The 17,341-nt window shown below is 72.1% G+C and carries 12 protein-coding genes; 2 read left to right on the forward strand and 10 right to left on the reverse strand.

All coding sequences use genetic code 11. The features are described 5' to 3' along the window. Positions 1-46: 46 nt before the first annotated feature. From AB3M82_RS07415 to AB3M82_RS07435, 5 genes are all read right to left on the reverse strand, one after another. On the reverse strand, positions 47-5,620 hold the full coding sequence (locus tag AB3M82_RS07415) for a fibronectin type III domain-containing protein (protein WP_412956728.1): 5,574 nt from the start codon (positions 5,618-5,620) through the stop codon (positions 47-49). Between the two features lie 208 nt (positions 5,621-5,828). Further along, positions 5,829-6,527, reverse strand: a complete 699-nt coding sequence (locus AB3M82_RS07420) for an aspartate/glutamate racemase family protein (protein ID WP_412956730.1) — start codon at positions 6,525-6,527, stop codon at positions 5,829-5,831. A gap of 105 nt (positions 6,528-6,632) precedes the next feature. Beyond that, entirely contained in the window at positions 6,633-7,529 is an 897-nt protein-coding gene (locus AB3M82_RS07425) for an SDR family oxidoreductase (RefSeq protein WP_412956731.1), read from the reverse strand. A gap of 64 nt (positions 7,530-7,593) precedes the next feature. Continuing rightward, positions 7,594-9,399 carry a glycoside hydrolase family 15 protein gene (locus tag AB3M82_RS07430; protein WP_412956732.1) on the reverse strand — a complete coding sequence of 602 codons (1,806 nt, stop codon included), beginning with the start codon at positions 9,397-9,399 and terminating at the stop codon, positions 7,594-7,596. Positions 9,400-9,485: 86 nt separating this feature from the next. After that, on the reverse strand, positions 9,486-9,788 hold the full coding sequence (locus AB3M82_RS07435) for a DUF7882 family protein (protein WP_412956733.1): 303 nt from the start codon (positions 9,786-9,788) through the stop codon (positions 9,486-9,488). Positions 9,789-9,888: 100 nt separating this feature from the next. On the opposite strand from AB3M82_RS07435, the gene AB3M82_RS07440 reads away from it, so the two are divergent. Then, positions 9,889-10,509: a cyclodeaminase/cyclohydrolase family protein gene (locus AB3M82_RS07440; RefSeq protein ID WP_412956735.1), complete on the forward strand. Its 621-nt coding sequence runs from the start codon at positions 9,889-9,891 to the stop codon at positions 10,507-10,509. A gap of 22 nt (positions 10,510-10,531) precedes the next feature. Here the strand turns inward: AB3M82_RS07440 and AB3M82_RS07445 are convergent, their stop codons facing one another. From AB3M82_RS07445 to AB3M82_RS07465, 5 genes are all read right to left on the reverse strand, one after another. Beyond that, a complete protein-coding gene (locus AB3M82_RS07445) occupies positions 10,532-11,599 on the reverse strand; it encodes a DNA glycosylase AlkZ-like family protein (protein WP_412956737.1) in 1,068 nt (355 codons plus the stop codon). 66 nt (positions 11,600-11,665) lie between these two features. Continuing rightward, on the reverse strand, positions 11,666-12,688 hold the full coding sequence (gene ocd / locus AB3M82_RS07450) for an ornithine cyclodeaminase (protein WP_412956739.1): 1,023 nt from the start codon (positions 12,686-12,688) through the stop codon (positions 11,666-11,668). A gap of 55 nt (positions 12,689-12,743) precedes the next feature. Then, positions 12,744-14,000: a M24 family metallopeptidase gene (locus tag AB3M82_RS07455; RefSeq protein WP_412956741.1), complete on the reverse strand. Its 1,257-nt coding sequence runs from the start codon at positions 13,998-14,000 to the stop codon at positions 12,744-12,746. Beyond that, entirely contained in the window at positions 13,997-15,289 is a 1,293-nt protein-coding gene (locus AB3M82_RS07460; protein WP_412956742.1) for an MFS transporter, read from the reverse strand. The genes AB3M82_RS07455 and AB3M82_RS07460 overlap by 4 nt, the downstream gene beginning before the upstream one ends. 168 nt (positions 15,290-15,457) lie before the next feature. Then, entirely contained in the window at positions 15,458-16,342 is an 885-nt protein-coding gene (locus AB3M82_RS07465; RefSeq protein WP_412956744.1) for a LysR family transcriptional regulator, read from the reverse strand. Between the two features lie 188 nt (positions 16,343-16,530). On the opposite strand from AB3M82_RS07465, the gene AB3M82_RS07470 reads away from it, so the two are divergent. Then, positions 16,531-17,280, forward strand: coding sequence for a hypothetical protein (locus AB3M82_RS07470; RefSeq protein WP_412956746.1), 750 nt, complete (start codon positions 16,531-16,533; stop codon positions 17,278-17,280). The last annotated feature ends 61 nt before the right edge of the window (positions 17,281-17,341 follow it).

A 17,341-nucleotide genomic window follows, 5' to 3' on the forward strand; every position in this document is an offset into this window, starting at 1 on the left:
GGGTTGACTTGTCGCTGCCGCGTCAGGGAGACCCCGGGCGACGCGCTCAGACCGCCCGACGCCGCCGGATCGCCAGTACCCATCCGCCCGTCAGGAGCAGAAGGGCGACGGCGAGCCCGAGCGGCAGAATGCTGTCCGCACCTGTCGCGGCGAGATCGTCGGCACCATCCGCACCGGCGACCGGCTCCGGCACCGGGGCGGCCGCCTGTCCGACGACGGCGGAGGTTCCCGCCGCGACGTCGGCGTTCGAAGCCGTGACGGTGACCGCGGCGCGGTCGCTCGCGGTGAGACCGCGCACGATGATGCGATCGCCGTCGCGGATGACGGTGCCCGCCGTGGTGGTCACGGTGTACTCGAGAGCGGGGTCGTAGCCGAGGATCCGCATCTCGAAGCCGTCGGCCGTCGCGGTCGGCGCCGAGAGCCGCGGGGCGATGCCCCGAGCCTGCGCGGTGCCGACCGCGGTGGTGACGACCTCGGTCGCCCCCGGTCGGGTCACCGCGATGTCCAGCGACGCGGTCTCGCCCGGGGCCAGCCCGGAGACCACGAGGGTGCCGCCCGCGCGTGTGACCGTGACGCCCTTCGGCGCGACCACCCGGTACTCGGCCGCCGGGTCGTAGTCGGCGATCTGCACGGTGAAGCCGTCGGCCGTCCGCACCGGGGTGCCGACCTCGGGCGGGATGCCCGTCGTCAAGGCCGTGCCGCGGACGGTCGTCGACGAGGGGGTTCGACCGACGCGCGTCGCGGTGACGCCCACCTTCGCGGACGCCCCCGGCGCGAGGCCCGTGACGACGACCACGCCGTCGACCAGCGTCGCCGAAGCCTGAGACGGCAGGTCGGAGAGATCGAACGTGTACACGGCCTCCGGATCGAAGTTGTCGAGCGGGATGGTGAAGCCGGTCGCGGTGCTCTCGGCCGGACCGACGCTCGGGGCGACTCCGGTGTCGAGCGCGGAGGCGCTGACGGTCGCCGACGCCTCCAGGTGCCCGACCCGGGACACGCGGACGAGCACGGACCGCGCCTCGCCGGGTGAGGCGCCGGTGACCGTGATCAGGTTGTCGACACGCGTCACCGTCGCACCCGCCGGCAGCACGAGTTCGGCGTCGTAGACGGCATCCGCGTCGTAGTCGGCGATCCTCACCGAGAACCCGTCGGCGGTCCGCACCGGGTCACCGAACTCCGGAGGGATGCCGGAGGCGAGCAGCGCCGTGCCGGTCACCGTCGTCCGTCCCGGAACCCGGTCGGGGCGGGTGCCGACGACGTCGAACGATGCGGTGGCCCCCGGCGCGAGGCCGCTCACGAGAAGCGTGTACCCGGTGACCGAGACCACGGCACCCTGCGGCAGCGCCGTCGTGTCGATCGAGTACGCCGTGCCGGGTTCGGGTGCGAGGATGCGCACGACGTATCCGTCGGCGGTCGGGTTCGCCGCACTGACCCGAGGGGGCACCGCCGCGTCGAGCGCCGAGCCGTAGACCGACGCGGTCGCGTCGAGGGATCCGCTGCGCGCCGCCGTCACCTCGACGGTGGTGCTCGCGCGCGGGGCGAGACCGGTGACGGTGAGCACGCCCGTCGCACTGAGCGTCGCGGTGCCGCCGGCGGTCGCCAGGGAGTACGTCACACCCGGGTGGAAGTTCGTGACGGGGACCGTGAATCCGTCAGCGGTGGACGTGACAGGACCGAACGTCGGCTGGGTGCCGGCAGGAGCCGGGGTGACCGCGACACGCGGATCGGACCGCTCGGAGTAGAGCACGGTCGCGCCCTGCGTCGCCTCGGTCTGGATCGAGACGTAGTACGTGGTGCCGTTGACCAGCCCCGTGATGGTGCACGTGGTCTCCGTGGTGGAGCAGACGTCCGTGCGGGTTCCGCCGGCCGCCGCGTCGTAGCGCGACACGGTGTACGTCTTCAGCGCGTTGCCGTTCAGCTCGGCGGGCGCCCAGGAGACGACGGCCGACCGGTCCTTCGGGGTCACCACGATCTGCATAGGCACCTCGGGGTACCCGTACGGGCTGCCGGAGACCGGGTTCGATGCCGGGCTCGGACCGGCGATCGTGATCGCGCGCGCCTGCACGATGTACCGCTGTCCGTTGGTGAGACCGTCGATGGCGAGCGGGGTGGTGGAGCTCGACGCGGGCGTCCAGGTCTTCCCTCTGTCGAGCGTGTACTCGTAGCCGGTGAGGGTCTGGCCACCCGTGCTGCCGGCGGTGAACGCGACGCGCAGCGACCGATCGCCCGCCTGCACGGTCGTCAGCGTCGGTGCGCTGGGCCGCACGAGCGGCGTGACGCTCACCCGGGGCTGGGACTGCGGACCGGTGCCGGCGGCGTTGGTCGCGGCGACGGCGACCGAGTACGCCGTGCCGTTCTGCAGCCCGGTGATCACGCACGACGTCGAGCCGGTGCTGGTGCACGTCGCGGCGGGCGTCGTGGGCGCGGCATCCGTGTACGCGGTGGCCCGGTAGCCGGTGACGGGCGAGCCGCCGTCGACCGCCGGGGCGGTCCAGGAGACCTCGGCCGAGGCGGTGTTGCCGACCACGCGCACCGCTGTCGGCGCGTCCGGCGTGGTGCGCGGCGTGGCCGTCTGCACGCCCGCCGGGCCCGTGCCGATCGCGTTGATCGCGCGCACCTGCACGGTCACGGGGGTGCCGTTGGCGAGCCCGACGATCGGGAAGGCGCCCGAGAGGCTGCGGGTGTCGACCCAGGTGCCCCCGCCGTCGATCGTGTACTCGACGCCGGTGAGGGGCGATCCCCCGTCGCCGTCGAACACGGCGGTGACCGCGAGGGTCGTGTCGCCCGGGACGATCGCGACCGCGGGCGCGGGCGGCGCGGCAGCCGGGGCTGCGAGAAGGACGTTCGAGGCGGGGCTGGTGCCGACCGCCGTGATGACGCGGGCCTGGATGCCGTAGGCCGTGCCGTTCGTCAGACCCGACACGGTGAGGGCGGCGCCGGGCAGCCCGGCCGGAACCCACGTCGCCGCACCGTCGAGCGTGTACTCCACGCGGGTGACGGGCGAGCCGCCGTTCGCGCCGTAGCTCAGCGCAACCGTGAGGGTGCCGTCGGCGCGCGTGACGTCGGTGAGCGAGGGAGCCGCGGGAGCGGACAGCGGGGTGCCGGATGCCGAGGCGGAGGGCGCCCCGTCGCCCGAGACGTTCACGGCGCGCACCCGCACCGCATACGTCGTGCCGTCGACGAGGCCGGGGATCGTGAAGCGCGGCGAGAGCGTGCCCGTGCCGATCCAGGTCGAGCCGTCGGTGGTGTACTCGTAGCGGTCCACGGGCACGGCGCCGTTGTCGCCGGGCGTGAACGACACCTCGAGCGACCCGGGATGCGAGGCGACCGCGTCGATGACGGGAGCGTTGGGAAGGGGCACCGGGACGGGACCGTTCTCGGTGCGCGCGGCGGATGCCGGTGCGGCGCCCACGCGGTTCATGGCGCGGACGGCGATGACGTACTCGACCTCCTGGTCGAGAGCGGTCTCGTCACTAGCGGTGCGGATGACGGTCGGCGCCGCCGAGCGTGCGAGGGTGCGCCAGCTCTTGCCGCCGTCGGTCGTGTACTCGTACCCGGTGACCGGGGCGCCACCGTCGTCGACCGGGGCCGAGAAGGTCAACGCGAGGCCGCCCTCTCCGTTGTCGACGACCTCGTCGACCCCCGGTGCGGAGGGCACGGTGGCCGGCGTGGCGGTGGCCGTCGTCGGCGCGCCCGGGCCTGCGGCGTTGACGGCGCGGACGAGCACGTCGTACGCGGTGCCGTTCACGAGGTCGGTGATCAGGAAGGGCGAGGTCGTCCCCGCAGTCGTCCAGGTCTTCCCCTCGTCGAGGCTGTACTCGACGCCTCGCACATCGGCGCCCTGCGGGATCCCGTACGAGATGGAGAGGGCGCGGTCGCGGCCCTCCGCCCGCACGTCCTCGAGCGCGGCGGGGAGCGCGGGCACGGCGACGGTCACGGGAGCGGATGCCGCGCCGGGACCCGCGGCATTGATCGCCCGGATCTCGATCGCGGTGCGGCTCGCCGGGGAGAGTCCCTCGACCGTGAGGTTCTCGGAGGGGCTGCCGGTCGGCTGCCAGGATCCGCCGTCGAGACGGTACTCGTACTCCGTGATCGGGGAGCCGCCATCGAAGCCGGGCACCAGGTGCACGGCCGCGGTCGTGCCGTCGGGACGCACCGAGGCGACGGTCGGGGCGCCGGGGACGGCACGCGGGGTGCCGTCGACGGGTGCGCTGATCGCGCCCTCGCCCAGGGCGCTGACGGCGCGGATCTCGACCCGCGCGCTCGCGCCGTTGGTGAGGCCGGCGACGGTCAGGGGCGAGGTGGTCGAGGCGACCGGCACCCACGTCCCGCCGTCCACACGGTACTGATACCCGGTCGGGGCGGCCCCGCGGGTCGGGGCGGTGAAGGAGACGGCGAGCGCCGCGTCGCGGGGAGCCGCGGCCGTGATGGCCGGGGCCGAGGGCGGCGACTGCGGGGTCAGGGGCGCCGAGGCCGGGGAGTGGTCTCCCGTGCCGGCCGGGGTCACGGCGGCCACACGGAACAGGTGGGCGGTTCCGTTCGCCAGGTCGGTGACCGTGGTCTGCGTGACCGTCGAACCGGTGCGCCGGGTGGTCCAGCTCGCACCGCCGTCGGTGCTGTACTGCACCTCGTACTGCTCGATCGGACCCTGCCCGATGCGGGTGGGCGCGTTCCACGACAGAGCGACGGTCCCGTCGCCGACGACGCCCTGGGGCGCGCTCGGAGCCGCGGCGGTGCCGGTCTGGTAGCGGATGACGATGCTGCCGTTGCCGCTGTTCGAGGCGAGGTACTCGTACGACGAGGTGAGGGTCGCGATGTCGGCCGTGGAGTTCGAGCCCACCGAGCCGCCGTAGCCGAACCACTCGTTGGAGGTGCCGGCGCCGAACTCGATGCGTCCCTGCGCACCGCCGATCGCGCCGCCTCCTCCACCGCCGGAGCCGCCGCCGTCGTCGTTGGCGCAGCCGACCGCCTTGCAGGCGTCGCCGGCGTTGAGACCCCGCTGTCCGTCGGTGCCCGCCGCGTCTGTGCGCGCGATGAAGGTGCTGTCGGCTCCGCGGCCCCGGGTCGGGGCGAACTGACCGGAGCCGCCGTTGCCGCCGCCTCCGGCGGCGACGACGTCGCGGCCGTCGAGGCGGAGGACGGTCGCCGCGCCACCCGCGCCGCCCTGGCCCGAGGTGCCCTTCGTGCCGGTGAGGCCGCCCGAGCCGCCGTCGTATCCGGCGAAGGGGTTGAGTCCGCCCGCTGCCGCAGCCGTCGATCCGGCGACCGCCGACCGGCCGGTCGCGCCTCCCTGTCCGACGCCGATCGTCAGCACGTTCCCGGGAGCGACGGCGAGCGTGCCGGCGACGAGCCCGCGGTACGTGCCGGGCGCGGGTGCCGCGGTGGCGTCCGCTCCGCCGTTTCCTCCGGCTGCTCCCCGGATCTCGACCGAGACCGAGGTGACACCGGCCGGGACCGTCCACGACTGGGTGCCCGCGGTGTAGCCGAAGGTCACCTCGTTGTCGATGGGTGCCGCGGTGGCCGATTGCAGGCCCACCACGAGCGAGGCGCCGAGGACGGCGGTGATGGACAGGACGGACAGCGCGCGCAGACGACGCGCGCGAACGCGTGTGTTCCCCAAGAGGGTCTCCTTCGAAGCGGAACGGGCTCCCCCGATCTACCCCGCCCGTCGAAGATATGTAGACCTCGCGTCCACTCTATGCCACGCCGGTATATCAATGCACGTGAATGAGATAACCATTCGGTCACCGTCCCCGCCACCTGACGAGCGCAGCTCCCCCGGTTACGGACGAGCGCAGCTCCATCCCCGGCTCCTGAGCGAGCCGGAGTCAGGCGTCGGCGGCGAGCGCGGCCTCCACCGCCGCGTGGATGTGCAGAGCGGCCGAGGGGAAGACCGGCACCGGGCTGTCCGCCGCCGTCACCAGCAGCTCGATCTCGGTGCATCCGAGCACGATGCCCTGGGCGCCCCGGTCGACCAGTCCCCCGACGATGCCGCTCAGAACCTTCCGCGAGGCGTCGGTCACGATCCCCTGCACCAGCTCGTCGTAGATGATGCGGTGCACCGCAGCGCGCTCGGCCTCGTCCGGCACGAGCACGTCGATCCCGTGCGCGCCGATGCGGTCGCGGTAGAACGGCTGCTCCATCGTGAATGCGGTGCCGAGCAGCCCGACGCGCGTGAGACCGTCCGCCGTGATCGCCTCGCCGACGGCATCGGCGATGTGGAGCACGGGGATGCCGACGGCATCCTCGATCCGATCGATCACGAGGTGCATGGTGTTGGTGCAGATCAGCAGCAGCTCGGCGCCGATCGATTCGAGCCGTCGCGCGCGCTCGGCGAGCAGCTCGCCGGCCGCCGCCCAATCGTCGCGGCGCTGCAGCTCTTCGATCTCGGCGAAATCGACCGAGTCGAGCAGGAGCGGAGCCGAATGGAATCCGCCGCGCCGCTCGCGCACCCGCTCGTTCGCGAGCCGGTAGTACAGCGCGGTCGACTCCCAGCTCATACCGCCGAGCATTCCGATGGTCTTCATGGGGCCTCCTGCCGTGTCCACCGTACATCTCAGCCCAGCCCCGCGCCGGACGCACTGCGGGCCCGCCGAGTCTCGCTCGACGGGCCCGCGGGCGAAGCGCTCGGGTCAGGGCGTGGGCATGCCGCCGTTGACGTTGAGCGTCTCGCCGAGGACGTAGCTCGACTCGGGCGACGCGAGGAAGACGTAGGCCGGGGCGAGCTCGGCCGGCTGGCCCATGCGTCCGAGCGGCGTGTCCTCGCCGAACTGGTCGATCTTCTCCTGCGGCTGGCCGTCGCTCGGCTGCAGCGGCGTCCAGATCGGACCCGGGGCGACCGAGTTCACGCGGATGCCCTGCGGAGCGAGCTGCTGCGCGAGGCCCTTCGTGAAGGCGTTGATGGTCGCCTTGGTGGAGGCGTAGTCGACGAGGATGTCGGACGGCGAGTACGCCTGGATCGACGTCGTGTTGATGATGGTCGATCCGGGCACGAGGTGCTTCAGAGCGGCCTTCGTGATCCAGAACATCGCGTACACGTTGGTCTTGAAGGTGTCGTCGAACTGCTCGTCGGTGACCTCTTCCAGCGTCTCCTGGAAGATCTGCTTGCCGCCGTTGTTCACGAGGATGTCGAGGCCGCCGAGCGCCGACACCGCGTCCTCCACGAGCTGACGGCAATAGGCGGGGTCGCGGAGGTCGCCCGGCAGGGTCGCGACGTTCGCGCCCGCCTCGCGCAGGATGCCGGCGATGCGCTGCGCGTCCTCCTCCTCCTGGGGCAGGTACGAGATCGCGACGTCGGCGCCCTCGCGGGCGAAGGCGATCGCGGTGGCTGCGCCGATGCCGGAGTCGCCGCCCGTGATGAGGGCCTTGCGGCCCTTCAGACGTCCGGTGCCGCGGTAGGTCTCCTCGCCGAGGTCGGCCTTGGGCGAGAGGTCGGCGTCGAGCCCGGGCTCGGGCATGTGCTGCTTCTCGGGCTGGAGGTCCGCGTAGAGCTCGGCGGGGTTGACGAAGGTGTACTGGTCGCGGGACATGGTGTCTCCTTCTCCTTGTTTTCCTGTCGGTCTTTCAGGTCGGTCGGTCGGTCCGGATGGCGGGTCAGCGGTCGCCGAGCAGTTCGGCGGGCACGACGTCGCGGATGGTCATGGCGGTCGAGAGGAACGCGAGATGGCTGAGCGCCTGCGGCGTGTTGCCCCAGGCCGAGCCGTCGTCGGCGTCGATCATCTCGGCGTAGATGCCGACGTCGTTCGACAGCCCGATGAGCTCGTCCATCAGCGCGAGCGCCTCCTCGTGGCGTCCGACGCAGGCGAGCGCCTCGACCCGCCAGAATGCGCACGCCACGAACGTCTTCTCCTGGGCCGCAGCGCCGCTGTAGCGGTACAGGAGGGGCCCTGCGCCGAGCTCCGCGGTCAGCGCATCGATCGTCGACGACATCCGCTCGCCCCGATCGAAGCCGGTCGGCGCGTGCAGCAGCACCGACACGTCGAGGTCGTCGGCTCCCGGGTGGAAGACGTAGGCGCCGCGCTCCTCCGACCAGCAGTTCTCGTCGATCCACGTGCGGATGCGGTCGCGCTCGGCCGCCCAGCGCGCGGCGCTCCCCGGGATGGCGCCGGCCTCGGCGAGCGCCACCGCGTCGTCCAGAGCCTTCCAGCAGCCCATTTTCGACGAGGTGTAGTGCCGCAGCTCCGGCAGCTCCCACATGCCCGAGTCGGGGTTGCGCCACAGGTCGCACGTGCGGTCGGCGATGCCCACCAGCATCCGCGCCGTGCGGACGTCGAGCACGTTGCCGGCGTCGACGTAGGTGCGGCTGATGGCCATGAGGTCGCCGTAGACGCCGAGCTGCAACTGGCCGCTGGCCGGGTTGCCGGTGACGACCGGGCCGATGCCGCGCCACCCCGACACGTCGTAGTGACGAGGCTCGGGCACCGTCTCTCCGTTCAGGTCGTACATGACGTGGAGCTCGGGGCCGTGCCGGCGGATCGTCTGCAGCAGCCACGACAGCGCGGCGTGGGTCTCCTCGCGGAGCCCGAAGCGCACGAGGGCGTGCGTCGTGTACGCCAGGTCGCGCACCCAGGCGTGCCGGTAGTCCCAGTTCTTGCCGCCGTCGGGGTTCTCCGGCAGCGAGGTCGTCGCAGCGGCCGCGATCGCGCCGGAGGGGCTGTAGATCAGCAGCTTCAGCGCGAGGGCGTTGCGCTGCACATGATCCGCCCACGGTCCGTCGTACGAGAAGACCGACGACCAGTGCCGCCAGTTGTCGATCGTGCGGTCGATGCCGAGGTCGACGTTGCGGGGATCGGGAAGGTGCAGCGGCTCGTCGTGCGTGGCGGCCAGCGCGATGAGGTGCCGCGATCCCGACGAGGTCGTGAAGGCGCCCTCGACGGCGGGGCCGGTGGGTCCGTCGCCGTCGGGGTCGTGCGGACCGTGGTCGAACCCCACCACCACGAGCGCCGTCTCGCCGCTGCGGAAGACCAGTCCGTGCTGGGTGTTCTCGATCCACGGCGCCGCCGTCTGCAGCGACGACCCGGGGTGCACGCGCCAGCGCATCGGCACCTCGCCGCGGATGCCATCGATGCGGCGCGCGAGCTCGGCCCACGGCATCCGCCCGGCGACCCCCGAGACCATCGCGTCGGTGACGCGCACGGTTCCCGAGGCCGTCGTGAAGGTCGTCTCGAGCACGTTCGTGTCGGGGATGTAGCGTCGCTCGGCCTCGAACTCCTCCGTCGGCTGCAGCTCGACGCAGCCCCCGGTCTCGTCGTCGAGCAGACGCGCGAACACCGGCAGATCCGTGATCTCGGGGAGGGGGAGCCAGTCGATGCGCCCGTCCGTGCCGATCAGCGCGACCGTCCGGCCGTCGCCGATCGGGGCGTACGACTCGAGCGGACGATCGGAGGGAGCGGACGGCATGACCCCATGGTGTGCGACGACGGAAAACCGCGGAACCGCCTTGCATCCCGCGGGTGCCGCAGGTATACGCGGGGACGACGGGTCGCTCAGCGGCGCGCCATCGTGTGCAGCACCAGGCCGTCGTTCGAGTTGATGCGCTCGTTCAGCTCTTCGATGTGCAGCGAGTCGATCGGGGCGGGAGCGGACGAGTCGAAGACGAACAGGAGGGGGACTGCGGGATGGATCCACGCCGAGAACACCGCGTCGGATCCCTCCGTGCCGGTGTGCCACGACATCATGAAGCTCTCGCCGCGGCGGAGCTTCTCGCCGATGACGATCCTCAGGTGCGCGAGCTCGACGTCATCTATGAGGATCTGGTCTGACGCGCTGTCATACCTCAATCTGCCCATACTGCACGGTAGATCGCGGCGCATCGATGGGGTGAGGGGGTTGCGCTCACCCCACGACTGGGTTTATCGGCGCACGCGCGCCGCCGATAGGGTGGCCGACATGCCGGAGATCGAGCCCGTTCCCACCGAACTGCCCCTGGACGATTGGCTGGCCCGGCTCGCGCGCCCGCAGGGCGCTCCCGGCGGCGGAGCAGCCAGCGGAGTCGCTCTCGCGCTGTCGGCCGGGCTCCTGCACATGACGGCCGGATACACCGACGACCCGCAGGCGGTCGAGGCGGAGGCCCGCCTCGCGACCGGCCGCCGCGACGCGCTGGCGGCGGCCGAGGCCGACGGCGTCCGCTCGGCCGAATTCGGCGCGGCGCTCGCCCTGCCCTCCGACGACCCCGCGCGAGAGGCGCGGGTGCGGGACGGTGCGGTGGCGGCGGCGCAGTCGTCGGTCGACCTCGGCGAGGTGGGTGTGGCGCTGCTGCCCGACCTGCGCCTCCTGGCCGAGATCGCGAACCCGAACCTCGGCGCCGACCTTGCCATCGCGGCTCAGGCGCTCGCGACCGGGATCTTCGGCGCCGCGGTCAACCTCCGGGCGAACCTGCGCATCGCGCGCTCGCACGCGGCCGACGCCTCGACCTGCGCCGCCCTCGCCGACGACGCCGCGCGGCTCGCCGCGGCACGGGCCGAGGCACGGGAGATCGCCGAGCAGGTCTCCGCGCGGTTCGACGGCTGAGGGGCGAACCGCGCCCGTTCCCTCACCGCGCCGAGCGCAGCCGCTCCCGCGCGGCGTCGACCGCGGCGCCCGGCGCTCCGGCATCCGCCTCGAACCACTCCACCTCGACGTCGGCATCCTTCGTCGCCTTCCAGGTGCCGGCGACGCGGCCGCCCACCACGACGAGGTTCGCGCCGCGCGTGACGACCTGCCGGTGGGCCGGCGGCACGACGTGCTCGTCGGCGGTACCGGGGCCCATCACCCACGGGTCGAGACCGGGGAGCAGCACCACCCCGTCCTCGTCCGGAGCGGCCCGCAGGTCGTCGACGTCGGCCTCGAGGAGAAGCACGTCCTCGCCGTCGACACGGAGGTCGGCGGTCTCCGCGCGCACGTGCTCGATCCAGCCGTCGAGCCGCTTGCGGCCGGCGCTCAGACCCTCGCCGAGCCAGTAGCGGATGCGGTCGGTCGTCGTCGGTCCGTAGGCGTGCAGGTAGGCGCGCACCGCGGTCGGGCCGGCGTCGTCGAGCGGCGGCACGCCCTCCCACCCGGGGATGCCGTCGAGCTGCTGGAACGTCAGCTCGCCGTCGCGCGACGGGCCGAAGCACATGTCGCCCTGCCAGGCGAAGGGTTTGAGGAACGTCTGCGACTTGTCGAGGAAGGCGGGCTCGAGATGGGCGAAGTCCCGCACGGCGGTGACGGCGGCGGCCAGCTCGGGCCGCGTCTTCGGCCCGCCGCTCAGCGCATCGCGCACGACCGCGCGCAGACGCGGCCAGTCCTCGGCCTCGAGCCGGTAGTGCGTGCGCCACGACGCCAGCTCCCACTGCCGGCCCGACCCCCGGATGGCCAGGTGGGCACCGGCGGTGCGTGGGTGCATCACGTGCGTCGAGCCGCGGAAGGAGTAGGTGACGATGACGCGGTGCTCGGCGAGCGCGGTGTCGAGGTCATCGGAGCCGGGCTCCCGCCGGAGGCCCAGCGCCGTGCGCACGTCGCCCGACCACGCGGGCAGCGCGATGAGACGTTCGACCACCGTGGGCACGTCCGCCGCCGGAGGGCCGGTCAAGAAGTGCTGTCGCCCCCGCCAGTTCAGCGCCTGCCGCCACGTCCCGTCCATCGCCTCACGATAGAGCGGATGCCGTCGCCGCGCAGCCCCTGTCGGAACGCGGCGACGGCACAGTGCTCACACGAGCACGGGCGCTCCGACCATCCCGTAGAGGTCTTTCGGGTCCTCCGGCTCGGTGATGAGGTCGATGGGCTCGGAGTAGCGGGAGGCGGCGGTCGCACGCTGCACGTACCGCAGGGCCGTGAAGTCCTCGATCGCGAAACCGACCGAGTCGAACACGGTGATCTCGGTGTCGAGCCGTCCGGGCGCCTCGCCGCGAATCACCTGCCACAGCTCCGTCACGGGGAAGTCGGCGGGCAGCAGCTGGATCTCGCCCTCGATGCGGGTCTGCGGTTCGTGCTCGACGAAGACGCGATTGTGGCGCACGATCGCGAGGTCGAGCTCGGTCTTGCCGGGGCAGTCCCCGCCGATCGCGTTGATGTGGGCGCCCGCGGGGACGTCGGCCTCGACCAGCACGACCGCGTTCGCCTTGTCGGCGGTGCAGGTCGTGATGACGTCGGCATCGCGCACCGCGAGACGCGCGCTCGCTTCGACCGTGACCTCGAACCCGAGGCTGCGCAGGTGGCGGGCCGTGGTCTTCGAGGCCGCGTCGTCCACGTCGAACAGCCGCACCGTGCGGGCCGCGGGGCGCTGGCTCCGTACCGCGATGGCCTGGAACACGGCCTGGGACCCGGCTCCGATCATGCCGTGCACCGTGGCGTCGGCCCGGGCGAGGTGGCGGGTCGCGAGGCCCGACACCGCCGCGGTGCGCAGGGCCGTGAGCAGCGTCATCTCCGAGATGAACGTCGGATACCCGGTCATCACGTCGGCGAGCACGCCGAAGGCGGTGACCGTCTGCAGGCCGCGCACCGGGTTGGAGGGGTGGCCGTTGACGTACTTGAACCCGTAGTTCACTCCGTCGCTGGTCGGCATGACCTCGATGACGCCGATGGACGAGTGGCTCGCGATGCGCGGCTGCCGCTCGAAGCTCTCCCATCGCCGGAAGTCGTCCTCGAGGTCGTCGACGAGGTCGGTGATGATGGTCTCGACGCCGGTGTCCCGGATCCAGTCGCGCATGTGCGCGACGCTGACGAATCGCATGCTTCCGCGATCCTCCTTCTTCTTCGAATGCTCGTGCGCGGCCCGCGGGCCGAGGTCAGGCCCGGAACGGGGTGACCGCGAGGTCGTGGGGCAGGGTGTGCAGCAGCTCGGGACCGTCCTCGCGGATCACGATGAGGTCCTCGATCATGATCGCCCCCACGTCCGGGGTGTAGGTGGGCACCTCGACCGCGAACACCATGCCCGGGCGCACGAGCACGTCGCAGTCCGGTCCGATGAACGGCGGCTCCTCGTGGAACGAGTCGATGCCGATCGAGTGGCCGACGTGACCGCGATTGAAGGTGGGGTAGCCGTGCGAGTGCACGTGGTCGATCGCGGCGTGGAACGCGTCGCCGATCCGCGCACCCGGCCGCAGCGCCTGCCGCGCCAGCTCCTGCCCCTTCGCGAGCACGTCGTAGAGACGCCGGGCCTCGGGCCGCGGCTCGCCGAACGCGAAGGTGCGGCCGCCGTCGCTGCGGTAGCCGTGCACCGTCGCGCCGCAGTCGAACTTCACGAGGTCGCCCTCGCGCAGCCCGCTCGCCGCGCTCCCGTAGCTCGCCGAGGTGGTGCTGCCGACGGTGGGCAGCACCCAGTTCTCCGTGTAGCCGGCGAACTGCGGGTCGCCCAGGGCGGCGGTCGCGACGGCGATCTGGTACGCGGCACGGATGTCGGCGGCCGTCATGCCCTCGCGGGCGAGCTCCATGGCGCCGACCATCCCGCGCTCCGAGAGCAGCACCGCGGTGCGCAGCCGCTCGACCTCCCACTCCTGCTTGATGAGCCGGACCTCGTAGACGTCGTCGGTGAAGTCCTCCCACTCGACGCGGGGGGCGGTGCGCTGCAGGCGGTCCCAGGTGTCGACGTTGAGGTGCGGCAAGTCGGTGCCGACGCGCCCGTGGTCCATGCCGAGCGTCCGCAGCGCCTGGGCGACGCAGCGGTCCAGCTCGGCGGCATCCCACTGCTCCGGGCGCTGGAGCGGACGCTCCTCGACCGGCGTGGCCATCTGCTCGGCCGTGGAGAGGTCGACCCACAGCCGGTAGGTGAGCATCTCGACGTCGGGAGCGGCGGCCCGGGCCGTCTTCTCCTCGAAGTCGCCCACCATCAGGGTGACCGGGAGCGACTCGTCGGCCGGGACGAACGCCAGCACGGTGCCGTGCAGGCGCCACCATTCCGACACGAAGTAGCTGCGGAAGCCCGTGGCGTACAGCAGGTTGGAAGGGGTGAAGGCGACGTAACCCGCAAGGCCCTTCTCCCGCAGGCGCGAGCGGATCTGGGCGATCGCCGGGGCGGTGTCCGCCTCGAGCAGCGACGCGGTCATGCGAGCTCCTTCCGCGTGGTCTCCTTGGCGACCGCCGCGGCGATCACCGCGATCACCGCCGTGAGGGCGACGTAGATGCTCACGGCGAAGGTCGTCTGGAACGACTCGGTGAGCAGCTGGGCCACGAACGGCGCGAGCGCACCGCCGAGGATGCCGGCGACCTGATAGCCGAAGCCCGCTCCGGTCGCGCGCACCCGGGTGCCGAACATCTCGGTGATGAACGCGGCCATCGGCCCGTACATGATGCCCTGGGCGGCGATGCCGACCGCGATGGCCGCGACGGCGAGCGCGGGCTCGCCCGTGCCGATGAGGGGCCAGGCGATGAACGACCACACGCCGACCGCGACGGCGCCGATGATGTAGACCGGGCGGCGTCCGATGCGGTCGGAGAGGTGGGCGCTGAAGGGGATGACCAGGAACTGCAGGAGGCAGCCGACGATCACGCCGGTGAGGCCGATGCTGGCGGGCAGCTCGAGGGTGTTGGCGATGTAGGAGAGCGCGAACACCGCGAAGACGTAGTACGAGACGTCGCTCGCGATGCGGAGCCCGATCGTGATCAGCACCTGGCGCCAGTGCGAGCGCAGCATGGTGCGCAGCGGCGTCGCCTCGCGCTGCTCTGCGTCGAACAGGGGCGACTCGTCGACGGCGGCGCGCATCCAGAAGCAGATCGCGACGAGCACGGCGCTCGCGAGGAACGGCACGCGCCAGCCCCACGCGAGGAACGCGTCTTCGGGCATGACGGCCTGCATGACGTACATCGCGCCGACCGCGAGCAGGTTTCCGGCGGGCACGCCCAGTTGCATCCAGGAAGCGAGGAGTCCGCGGCTGGAGGAGCGCCCGGCGCCGTCGGCGTGCTCGGCCGACAGCGTGGCCGCACCGCCCCACTCGCCGCCGAGACCGAGGCCCTGGATGATGCGGAGCAGCACGAGGAACACGGTGGCCCAGATGCCGATGACGTCGAAGCTGGGCACCAGGCCGATGAGGAACGTGCCGACGCCCATCAGCAGCAGCGTCGCGATGAGCACGTTCTTGCGGCCGATGACGTCACCGAGGAAGCCGAAGAAGATGCCGCCGAAGGGGCGGACGATGAAGGCCACGCCGTAGGTCATGAACGACAGCAGGAGGCCGACGCCGGGCTCGGACTCGGGGAAGAACACCTGGGGGAAGACCAGCGCGGCGGCCGATCCGAAGAGGAAGAAGTCGTACCACTCGATGCTCGTGCCGGCGAAGGCCGAGAGCACCACGCGCCTCAGCGATGAGGGCGCGGTCTGCGGGGGATGGGTAGTCACGCGCGTGCCTTTCGTTGGTTTAGGGCAACGTAGCGCTGCGCGTCGATAACCGTCCAATATCCGTTGGGCACGAAACGATTCCTCTGCGGAATGATCACTGGCCGGCGCGCGGAAAGACGCGGATGCCGACGGCATCCGAAATCCCGCCGAAACGGAATCGTTCCCCGGCTACCGCCGCAGCGGGGTCGCGGGCATGGTGTCGATGACGCGGCGGGCGGCCGCCGTGAGCGCCGGCGGGTGGCACGCGATCGCGAGCGGCAGGGCGCTGTCGCCGGAGAGCGGGACGTACTCCACACCCGGGATGACGACGCGGGTGGCGGATGCCGGCACCACGCTCACTCCGGCGCCCAGCGCGATCTGCCCGAGGATCGTCGTCACGTGCCCGGCCGTCACCAGCGGCGCGAACTCCACTCCGGCATCGGCGAACAGCGCCGACACCCGGTCCCAGTAGCCCGGGCCCGCCGCACGGGGGAAGAAGATGACCGCGCGCGCGGCGAGGTCGTGCACGTCGATGGCCTCCCGCGACGCCAGCTCGTCGTCCTGCGGGACCGCGGCCACGAGCGGCTCCACCCACACGGTCTGGGTGACGAGGCCGTACCCGACCGGAGGGCGCACGAACCCCAGCTGGATCTCACCGAACCGCAGCGCCTCGACCAGGGCGGGCGTCTCCATCTCCTCCACGATGAGGCGGACGTCCGGGAGCTCCTGACGGGCACGGGACAGCAGCATCGGCAGGGCCTCGTAGAACGCCGAGCCCACCGCCCCGATGCGCACGTCGCCGCGGTGCCCGGTGCGCATCTCGGCCGCCTTGGTGCGCATCGCCTGCCAGTTGCCCAGCATCTCGCGCGCGTGCAGCACGACCTCACGGCCTTCCATCGTCAGCCGCACCCCGGCCGAGCTGCGCTCGAAGAGCTCGACCCCGAGGATCACCTCCGCCTTCTGGATGCGCTTCGTCAGCGCCGGCTGCGCGAGCGACAGGCGCTCGGCCGCGCGCCCGAAGTGCAGCTCGTCGGCGAGCACCGACAGGCACTCCAGGTCTCGCATATCGAACATCGCCACTCCCTGCGTCTGCCAAGGACGTTACCCCGGTCCTTGACCCCTCCAACCCGGTTCCTGAGCGAGGAGCCCTTCGTCTCGCTCCGCTCGCTCAGGAACCACGCAGCGACGAGACGAAGGGCCGCTCGCTCAGGAACCGGAAGCGGACCTGGCGCGCGCGGCGCGCCCCTGTCATGCTGGCGTCGATGGATCGGACCGCGAAGATCACCACCGTCGTCGCCGCAGCGGCGGTGGCCGGACTGATCGTCCTCGCCGCGCCGGCGGTACTCGGGGCCGCGTCGTGGATGGCGGATGCCGTCGCGCCCGCCGCGGCATCCACTCCCGACGCGTCCCCCACGCCGTCCGCCGAGCCCGCGACGGACGACGACCTGGTCGACCTCGGCGACGGCATCCTCATCCCGGCGGGTGGCCCCGGCGACTGCACCACCACCGCGAGGATCAACATCATGAGCCACGATGTCGAGGCGCCGCACGCGAAGCTCCTCGGCGACCTGGTCGAGATGGGGCCGTCCGACTTGGCGCGGGGCGCCGTGATCACCGACGATGCGGGCGCGATCCTCGCGTACGAGGTGGCGCCGGGCGACAGCCTCATCGCGATCGGCGAGCGCTTCTGCGTCGACTACGTCACGGTCGACCTGTACAACCACGTGCGGGTCGGGATGATCCATCCGGGCGATGTGCTGTACCTGCGACCGGACCCCTCCCTCCCCTGGGTCGACCCGTACATGCCGTTCGACGTGCAGCCCGGAGAACACACGGGTCCGTACTACGACGCGATCGACGCCATGAAGAAGGCGGTCGCGGCGCGCGATCTGGCCGCGGCACGGTCGGTCTGGGCGAGCCTCGGTCCGGACGTGCACCCGGATGCTCGGACGCGCGTCGACCAGGCCCTGAGCGCGAGCGACTGGTCCCTGCTCCGGCAGATGTTCCCGTGACGGTCCGACCGTCGCGTCTGGTGCCTTAGTCGAGCGCCCTCGACGCACGCAACCCCGGAGC

The sequence above is a fragment of the Microbacterium californiense genome (genome assembly GCF_047246625.1).
In the GTDB taxonomy this organism is placed as follows: domain Bacteria; phylum Actinomycetota; class Actinomycetes; order Actinomycetales; family Microbacteriaceae; genus Microbacterium.